Origin of the sequence: Roseburia sp. AF42-8 (genome assembly GCF_003435965.1) — a bacterium.
Lineage (GTDB): Bacteria > Bacillota > Clostridia > Lachnospirales > Lachnospiraceae > Roseburia_C > Roseburia_C amylophila.
Genome location: NZ_QTVB01000065.1, coordinates 1 through 8,509 on the forward strand (window position 1 = coordinate 1; position 8,509 = coordinate 8,509).

Below are 8,509 nucleotides of genomic sequence, written 5' to 3' on the forward strand. Positions count from 1 at the left end.
TCTTTTAAAAAGAGTATACTGTGTGATATCCTTTACTCCATCCATCTGCCTTATTACGATTTACTTTTAATTCTCCATTATCCTTTACTCCATCCATCTGCCTTATTACGATTTACTTTTAATTCTCCATTCTTCAAATCAAATATACAAACTGTTTGATTTATTTCATCGCATCTTAATTTTACAAGTAATTGCTGTGCATTGCTCGCTCGTAAATTTATATTAAATTTCAGTTCAAATGCTATTCCATCATCTGATTTTAACTCTTGTTGCGAATCACAAATCACCAACTTGTCCTGAACATATTTACCAGTTTTTTTTCTATATTTTTTTAACTCCCGTATCGGAACAAAACTCAATCTTCCACTTTTGGTCATATTAACTTCGCGCGGAAAATTAAAGAATCCGCACCAGTCTTCCCTGTAAGTCGGTCCCCAGTCTTTAAAAAACGGCATCCATTCCCATTCATTTGCCCATGCAACCATAATTCTTCTTCCATCAGGTGCCTGAAATGATTGTGGTGCATAATAATCAAAACCCCAATCAATTTCTCCTGAAACATCATAATCAAACTTGCCGGTATCATAATCAAACGAACCGGTTAAATACACACAAGTCCTCTCTCCTGCATCAATAGGTGAAAAAGTTAAAACATACCGGTTTCCTATACGAAAGAAATCAGGACATTCCCACATGGTTCCCCATTCTCCCCTGCTTTCTGCTAATACATTTATAAATGTCCAATGTATCAAATCTTCTGAGCGATACAATAACGCCTGTCCTTTTTGATTTTTTGAAGCTCCGCATACCATATAATAGCTGTCTTCGTGTTTCCATACCTTGGGATCCCGGAAGGAATCTGGCGAAATCCCTTCCGGTGCTGTTAAAACTGGATTTTTTTCATATTTTTCAAAATGAATACCATCTTCACTATAAGCAACACACTGTGTCTGGACAAATCCATTTCCATGATTCGTTGCTGCTGTGTATATTAAATATAGCTTTCCGTCAAATTCAATTGCACTTCCGGAAAAACATCCACCCTTCAAATGATCTTCATAAGGTTCACTTGGTGCTAATGCAACCGGAAGATACTCCCAATGAATCAAATCATCACTGACAGCATGTCCCCAGTGCATATTTTCCCAAAAACTCTGATATGGATTATACTGATAGAAAAAATGATACTTTCCTTTGAAATATATCAATCCGTTTGGATCATTAATCCATCCCGTTTCTGCCATAAAGTGGTATTTCTGCCTCATTTTTCCCTGTGAAACTTTTTCTCTATTCTGATTAATTACTATTTGTGCCCGTTCAATTTCCTGAAGCATTTTTTCCTTTGACATCAATTGACCTTTCTGCTCCCTTTTCTATCTTGGCCATCTTTTTTCTTTCTCAGGAAGCTTTGAAAAAACATTATGTGGTTCCTTCTGATACCAGTATGCAACACTTGACAAATCATCCTGACGTTCAAATAAGCCTTTATGCCCAACACCAATCTGTTGCACAGTAACCTTAAGCTCCTCATCAAAAAATACTGGATCCATGACATGCCAGCGATAAAAACCGCGCATTGGTGGACAATCATCATTATGATATAAATTATTTACCAGATCATCATGCCTTGAATAATATGGATATCCAAGAAAAGGAGTTGTATATGTCTGTTCTATCGTTTTTCCGTCTTCATGTCTGGCAAAACTCCAGGAACCTCCAAAATAATCTTCCATTCCGGTTCCACAGATTGTTGGATATTGTTCATCTCCATCAATATAAAACTTTACTTCTCCTTCACCCCACCAATATCTTTGAAGTGTAGACAATGCTATATATGTACCGATATAATGACCACTACCTTTTATTCCATCTGCAATAACATAATCTTTTCCCAGCTCGGTAAGAGCTTCTCTTCTCCAGCTTGCGTGAAAATATTCCGTTTCTTCTGGCAGATAATTGTATAAATTATAATCAATCTGATAAAAAAAAGCCGGAATTGCATTTGCATGCTGATTTTCTAATGTAATAACTGCTCTCTTTTTAAATGGCATCTGAATATAAGAATTTAACCCTCTGGATGGAACAACTGTTATAAGACTGGAATTAATATAACACTCTTTTCCAAATCCACAACAGAAAAAATCCCCTAACGGTGCTTCTACTGATGGATTTTCCTCACCATCCCAATACATTCTGAGAACCAGGTCCCTAAGAACAAAGCAATCTCCTTCTGACGTTTTATTATCCGTTGTTATCCATATATGATGAATAATTCCCGGACCATCTATTTCTCCTAAAACAACCGTCTCTCCCGGCTGGATATCATTCAAACACGGACTGCCTTTTCTTGATTTTCCGAGAACGCTGGCTGCCATACCACCCTTTCCCTTTTCTCCTGTCCTGTTTTCAGCATTAATCGCCCTGCTTTTTCCATGTGTCAGATAGGGAAGCATTGCTGCTGTTCCTGGCAGCATAATCATATTTTTATCCATTTTATACCTTATCCTTTCGTTGCACCCATAGTCATTCCAGCTGTTACCCATTTATTTAATGCAAAATAGATTACCAGTGGAGGAAGAATTGAAATTGCTATTGCAGCAAATGTTGAACCCCAGTCCACATTTCCAAATGCTCCGACATAATCTTTTAATCCCATTGCCACTGTCTTGGCTGAAGTATCACTAATAAATGTATTTGCAAAAATAAAGTCATTCCAAATCAGAATACTATACATGGAAGCAATTGTAATAACGGTATTTCTTGCTAATGGGAACACAATCTGAATAAAAGTCCGAAGCGGTGAACACCCATCAACAACCGCTGCCTCTATCAATTCATTCGGAACAAATTCGTAAAAACTTACAAACATCATAACTGATAAAGGTAATGCAAATCCTACCTGTGGTAATATTAAAGAAAAACTTGTATTTAAAATACCTAGTTTACTATAAAAAATAAATAATGGTATTAATGTAATCTGTACTGGAACCATAATTCCAAATGTAAAGAAAGAATAAATTGTTTTTGTTCCTCTTACTTTAAATTTTGACAATGCATATCCTGCAGTAGAACTTAATACTACAATCAGAATCAGCGAAATAACGGTCACCTTTAAACTATTCCACATATACATACCGATTTTACCATCTGATAAAACCTTAGAAAAATTTTCCAGCGTAATACTCTTTGGAAATGCAAATGGAGCTGCTGACAACTCTACGGTTGGTTTCACACTTGCAACAAACAACCATATGACCGGATATATCTGAATGATTAAGAAGAGAATAATCAATACTGCAAATATTATTTTTATTATTTTTTTCTTCAATGATTTCCCCTCCTGTTCCTTCTGATGCGTTCTTTTTCAATTCTTTTTTCTTCTTTTTGTTCCCTTGAAGTAAAAATTTTTCTTAAAATATAAACAACTAAAATACTTTCAATAATAATAAACACCGCTAAAGTACTGCCATAACCATACTGGTTACTTGAAAACGCCTTTTTATACATATATGTAGACATTAATTCGCTGGCATTTCCCGGTCCACCACTTGTTAATAAAAATGGAATATCAAATCCTCTTAATGCTCCTGTCAAACACATCGTCAAAGTCAGAAGTATAATATCTTTTATCAATGGCATTTTAATTTTAAATAATATCTGCATTTCAGAAGCCCCATCTATTTTGGCAGCTTCATATACAGAAGGATCTAATGAAACCAGTGCAGCATAAAATATAACCATATACATTCCAGTAAATCTCCATCCTTCCGGTATGGATACAGCTGGTAATACAGTACTTACTTTCGCAAGCCAGGACGTTACCATTCCACCTAAACCTACTTTTTGTAATATCTGATTCAATAATCCCATAGGCTCTGTTGAGTACATACTTCTAAAAAGCTGTGTGATAGCAACTGTTGTAATAATACATGGTACATAATACAACGTTTTAACCAGTGTCACATGCTTTGTCATATATGTCAGCAATATTGCAAAAACAGTCCAATTAATAATTGCATGGAAACTACAATAACAAGGTAAATCAGATTGTTAAAAAATGCCTTATAAAAAACTTCGTCGTGAAACATAGTCACATAATTTTCCAATCCGACAAACTGCTTTTTTCCTATTCCTCCCCATTTCATAAAACTTAATCGAATAGACTCTTCTATTGGATAAAATACTGCCAAAATATAGAACAATAATCCTGGAAGTAAAAATGCCAGAAAGGCCTTTTTGTTTCTTATAACGCCCATTATAACTCCTTCCTTTTCATTTATATAAATCTGTTACGAGATATGTATTACCAATCATGATAATACATATCTCGATATGTCATTTACTTATTTTGTATATTCTGCAATAGAATCATCTACCAGTTTACAAAAATCGTCTACTGATAAATCACCGGATGCCAGCAATAATAAATTATCCTGCATAACGGTATTGGTATTGGAATCAAGGTATGTATCCCAAGGCTTCAGGAAGTTTTCACCTGTAGACTGCATATCTTCCTGGATTTTCAGATAAAGATCTGAGTATTCAACATCATCCGGTAAATCGGTTTTAATTGGAGACATCTGCTGTTTTCCAGCATATAATTTACCATAATTATCAATTACATATAAGATAAAATCTTTTGTTTTTTCATCAAATGTTTCTGCATTAAATGCCATACCAATTCCAGAATTTATACAAAATTCATTTGGCTGTGTTTTTGCACCTTCAATAGTAGGAAGATAAAAATAATCAATTTTACCCTGCTCATATGCATCCTGCATAGCGCCGATTTCCCAGTCACCAATATAATACATTGCAGATTTTCCATCTAAAAACATTGATTGTGCTGTTGCATAGTCTGTTGCAGCAAATCCATCATTAAAATACTGACCCATTTCTTTCATAAATTCTGCTGCTTCTCTTCCGGTTTCACTGTCCATTTTTTCTTTTCCATCTCTTAAATTAATGATAAAATCATTTCCGGTTTCTCTAAATGGAAGCATTGCTAAGTATCTCTGTACCGGCCATCTGTCAACACCATCTACTGAAATCGGTGTAATTCCATTATCTTTTAAGGTTTTACATACATTCAGCCACTCATCCATGGTAGTTGGTGGTGTCAGATTATACTGTTCAAAAATTTCTTTGTTATACCATGTCATTTCCACATGATATTCTAATGGTAAAGTATACATGGAACCATCTGTAAATTCCTGATATTTTAATGCAATCGGATAGAAATCATCATATCTGTCATTATCTTTTAAAAATTGTTTTACATCTACTAACATTCCTGCATCTACCAGCTCCTGACAATATGGATCGGCATCAATATCAATTATATCCGGCATATTGCCTCCGGCAATTAATGTCTTTAATTTCTGTAAATAGGAAGGTCTGTCCGCTGTTGTTTCAAATTCAATTTTCCACTTTCCGCCTTTTTCTTTACTGTACTGATCTGCAATTTCATGCATTACCTGATCTATTTCACCATCCACAGGTCTTGATGTCATCCACGTAACAGTTACCACATCATCATCATCATTTTTTGCTTCTTTTTTTGTAGAACCACAGCCTGCAATCAACCCTGTTACCATTGTTGCTAACAATAAAATACTCATCATTCTCTTTTTCATTTTAATCCCTCTCTTTTCTTGTTTTTATCACAAAATTGTTTAATTCCACTTCTCCCTGTACCACATAAACACCGGCATAGCCACCTTTGTGATCATACATTCTGGTAGATAATACAATTTCATCATTAATATACACAATACAGATATCATCTTCTCTTATTATCAGTAAATGATATTCATCTGCATCCGGAAGCCTTCTGGATGTTTCTATCTGGTATGGTATATCACCTTTTATCTGCCACTGATAGATTCCCTTTTCCGAACGTGGCCACATATCCCATGCTGCTTCCTTTTCCGTTGATTCATTCTTAAAAAATAACCCTTTTCCATTTCAGAATCAACATGTAACGCTATTCCGAATTCATGTCCCCGCTTCACACAGACATCCATTTCAATTGAAAAACAATCTTCCGGAATTTCATAGACACCGGAGCCTAAGGTATCACTTATTACATGAATTCCTTTTTCTGTCTTTATTATCCGGCTATTATAGCCTGCTGCTGGTTTCAAATCCTGTACTTCATCATAGAACTCTTTCACACCTGGAATAACCCGGACTTTTAATGTTCCATCTTCCGGATTCTGAATCAATTCATGGAACACCATTGTTCCACCCCATTCCCATGGTCCAAAATCTTTATTTCCATATTTGCTTGCAATCCATCCAAATGCAAATCTTCGCTGTCCATCTGATGCGGTTTTGATTGCATAATCTGATCTGGTGTCAAAGACATCATCTTCCGGAATTTCCCATGGTCCATTTGGACTTTTTGAAATTCTATAATGTGTAGTAAATTGATCCGAAAAAGTGGAGAAAACCAGATACCAGTAATTTCCCATCTTGAAAATTTCAGGACATTCCATGGTGATATACATGCCAGGGGCATAAAACGGTTTTTCATAGGTCCATTGTTTCAAATCCTTTGACTTACACAGTGCAATACAGCCTCCCCGTAATTCACCTCCTCCTTTGATTCTTGAAGCCAGAAGCATGTCATAACATTCATCTTCTTCGTTCCAGTATACAAATGGATCCCGCCAGTCAAATTCTTCATATTGCTTTCCATCAGAAACAAACAAAAATTCTTCTACTGTATTAAGATGTTCTAAATCTGTTCCTACTGCCTGCATTACAGACTGTACACTTTTTCCATTAATTTTTATATCTTCATTATACGCAGTAAAAAATGCATGATAAAGATTTTCTTTGTCTTTTATTACGGAACCAGTGTAAGCATTCTTATTTGGCTTGTCATCTCCTCCTCTCTTGATTGCTTCCCCTTTGTATTCCACATTTACAAAGTCTTTTGTTGTTACAAGATGCCAGGTAGTTTCTTCTGCATACTCCTTGTCTCTGATTCTTGGATCATGCAGATAATAACCATAAAAAGTTCCATTTTCATAATACGGTATTAAGTCTCCAACCCATGCATCTTTTGGTCTGTACAATAATTTTTTCATATGCACCTCTCTTTGCACTATTTGCATGTTTTTTATCGTTCTTTTTATGCTCAAATTTTAGCATATGCACCATTTATTTTCAACAGACCTTTCTCTATTTTTATCATTTTCTATCTTTTTTACATAATAAAAACAGTTGTTTTATACATGTTATACATCTTTTCATTGCTATTTTGTGCATTTCGTGCATTTTCATTTTTTGCACATTTTCTTCTTCCTTTATTCTTAATAAAGTGTTACAATAAATCTGGAGGTGGTAGTATGAAATGCACGATTAAACAATTAGCCGAAGAATTAAACTTATCCAGAAATACTGTTGCTAAAGCTTTAAAAAACAGTAATGAAGTTTCTTCGAAAACAAAGCAGCTGGTTTTAAATAAAGCCAGAGAACTGAATTACAATAACATAAACAAAGAACTTTTTTCCGAATCGGGAGATGTTACTTCTCCATCTAATGTGAATAATGGTTCTATCCTGTTTCTTACCAAAACCTATGCACCAGACTCTGAATTCTGGGCTGCGGTTTTAACAGGTATTGAATCCATCTTATCTAATGCACATTATCATCTTGTAATTGGAATCATGTCTGAAAGTGATTTGAAAAAAATGGATTTTCCTACTGCATTAAATGATCCTTCCATTAAAGGTATTATTCTTGTGGAAATTTGTGATGGGGCTATCTGCAATGCATTGTTACAATATAATCTTCCAATTATTACTGTTGATTTACCAAAGGATTATAATCCTGCTTTAGATATGATAGATATTGTTACTATGGAAAACAAAAGAAATATTCACCGGATTGTAAATCATTTAATTTCCAAGGGTGCCGAGCGTTTTGCCTTTGTTGGAGATATTTATTCCGCAAATGTAGGACGAGGTTTTCAGGAACGTTTTGATGCATTACAAGAATGTCTTTCTGATAATCACCTGGAACTAGACCGGAAACATTGCTTATTAACAGAAACTTCTGATGAATTTCAGGACTTTCAAATAGTCGTTAAAAAATTACAAAAGATGGCTTCTGTCCCGGATGTATTTATTTGCGGGAATGACCGTACAGCAATCCAATTAATATATGCTCTTCAATTTTTGGGTTATCAGATTCCAAAAGATGTAAGTGTAGTAGGATTTGATGGTATTCCTGCTTCTGAAAGGATTACGCCTTCTCTCACTACAATACAGACTCCAAAAAAATACCTTGGTATTGCTGCAGCCCGCCAGATGTTAGAGCGGATACAATACCCAAACTCTCCTCATTCATATATGGAATATGAAACAAAACTTATTATCCGGGATTCCACAATATAGAATTAATTTTGAAAGGATATTATACTATGGAAAACTTCTTTTCACTTGATGGTAAATTTTTTCGATTTATCAACAAATTTACCAGTTTAATTGCTTTAAAT

The 8,509-nt window shown here is 34.9% G+C and carries 9 protein-coding genes; 1 reads left to right on the forward strand and 8 read right to left on the reverse strand.

Annotated features, from left to right (window positions below; genetic code table 11):
* Positions 1–77: 77 nt before the first annotated feature.
* The 8 genes from DW059_RS14340 to DW059_RS14365 form a co-directional block, all read right to left on the reverse strand.
* Positions 78–1,334 (reverse strand): glycoside hydrolase family 32 protein, encoded by a 1,257-nt coding sequence (locus tag DW059_RS14340; protein ID WP_330408449.1) that lies wholly within the window; start codon positions 1,332–1,334, stop codon positions 78–80.
* A 39-nt stretch (positions 1,335–1,373) separates the two neighbouring features.
* Positions 1,374–2,480 carry a glycoside hydrolase family 172 protein gene (locus DW059_RS14345; protein WP_117699250.1) on the reverse strand — a complete coding sequence of 369 codons (1,107 nt, stop codon included), beginning with the start codon at positions 2,478–2,480 and terminating at the stop codon, positions 1,374–1,376.
* A gap of 20 nt (positions 2,481–2,500) precedes the next feature.
* Entirely contained in the window at positions 2,501–3,328 is an 828-nt protein-coding gene (locus tag DW059_RS14350; protein ID WP_022242530.1) for a carbohydrate ABC transporter permease, read from the reverse strand.
* Entirely contained in the window at positions 3,325–3,975 is a 651-nt protein-coding gene (locus tag DW059_RS14355) for a carbohydrate ABC transporter permease (protein WP_330408450.1), read from the reverse strand. Before DW059_RS14355 ends, DW059_RS14350 begins: the two co-directional genes overlap by 4 nt.
* A 5-nt stretch (positions 3,976–3,980) precedes the next feature.
* The gene (locus DW059_RS17440; protein WP_330408451.1) at positions 3,981–4,256 is read right to left on the reverse strand and encodes a carbohydrate ABC transporter permease; all 276 of its coding nucleotides are present in this window, start codon (positions 4,254–4,256) and stop codon (positions 3,981–3,983) included.
* An 87-nt stretch (positions 4,257–4,343) separates the two neighbouring features.
* Positions 4,344–5,636, reverse strand: coding sequence for an ABC transporter substrate-binding protein (locus DW059_RS14360; RefSeq protein WP_117699248.1), 1,293 nt, complete (start codon positions 5,634–5,636; stop codon positions 4,344–4,346).
* 1 nt (position 5,637) lies between these two features.
* Positions 5,638–5,910, reverse strand: coding sequence for a hypothetical protein (locus DW059_RS16605; protein WP_242986298.1), 273 nt, complete (start codon positions 5,908–5,910; stop codon positions 5,638–5,640).
* Positions 5,868–7,097 (reverse strand): beta-fructofuranosidase, encoded by a 1,230-nt coding sequence (locus DW059_RS14365; protein ID WP_242986300.1) that lies wholly within the window; start codon positions 7,095–7,097, stop codon positions 5,868–5,870. The genes DW059_RS16605 and DW059_RS14365 overlap by 43 nt, the downstream gene beginning before the upstream one ends.
* A gap of 147 nt (positions 7,098–7,244) precedes the next feature.
* Between DW059_RS14365 and DW059_RS14370 the strand changes: the two genes are divergently transcribed.
* Positions 7,245–8,408 carry a substrate-binding domain-containing protein gene (locus DW059_RS14370; RefSeq protein WP_242986301.1) on the forward strand — a complete coding sequence of 388 codons (1,164 nt, stop codon included), beginning with the start codon at positions 7,245–7,247 and terminating at the stop codon, positions 8,406–8,408.
* The last annotated feature ends 101 nt before the right edge of the window (positions 8,409–8,509 follow it).

Coding starts and splice junctions, on each gene's coding strand:
- DW059_RS17440 (WP_330408451.1), bottom strand. CDS start 4,256: ATGGGCGTTATAAGAAACAAAAAGGCCTTTCTGGCATTTTTACTTCCA.
- DW059_RS16605 (WP_242986298.1), bottom strand. CDS start 5,910: ATGTGGCCACGTTCGGAAAAGGGAATCTATCAGTGGCAGATAAAAGGT.
- DW059_RS14365 (WP_242986300.1), bottom strand. CDS start 7,097: ATGAAAAAATTATTGTACAGACCAAAAGATGCATGGGTTGGAGACTTA.
- DW059_RS14360 (WP_117699248.1), bottom strand. CDS start 5,636: ATGAAAAAGAGAATGATGAGTATTTTATTGTTAGCAACAATGGTAACA.
- DW059_RS14370 (WP_242986301.1), top strand. CDS start 7,245: ATGTTATACATCTTTTCATTGCTATTTTGTGCATTTCGTGCATTTTCA.
- DW059_RS14340 (WP_330408449.1), bottom strand. CDS start 1,334: ATGCTTCAGGAAATTGAACGGGCACAAATAGTAATTAATCAGAATAGA.
- DW059_RS14355 (WP_330408450.1), bottom strand. CDS start 3,975: ATGACAAAGCATGTGACACTGGTTAAAACGTTGTATTATGTACCATGT.
- DW059_RS14345 (WP_117699250.1), bottom strand. CDS start 2,480: ATGATTATGCTGCCAGGAACAGCAGCAATGCTTCCCTATCTGACACAT.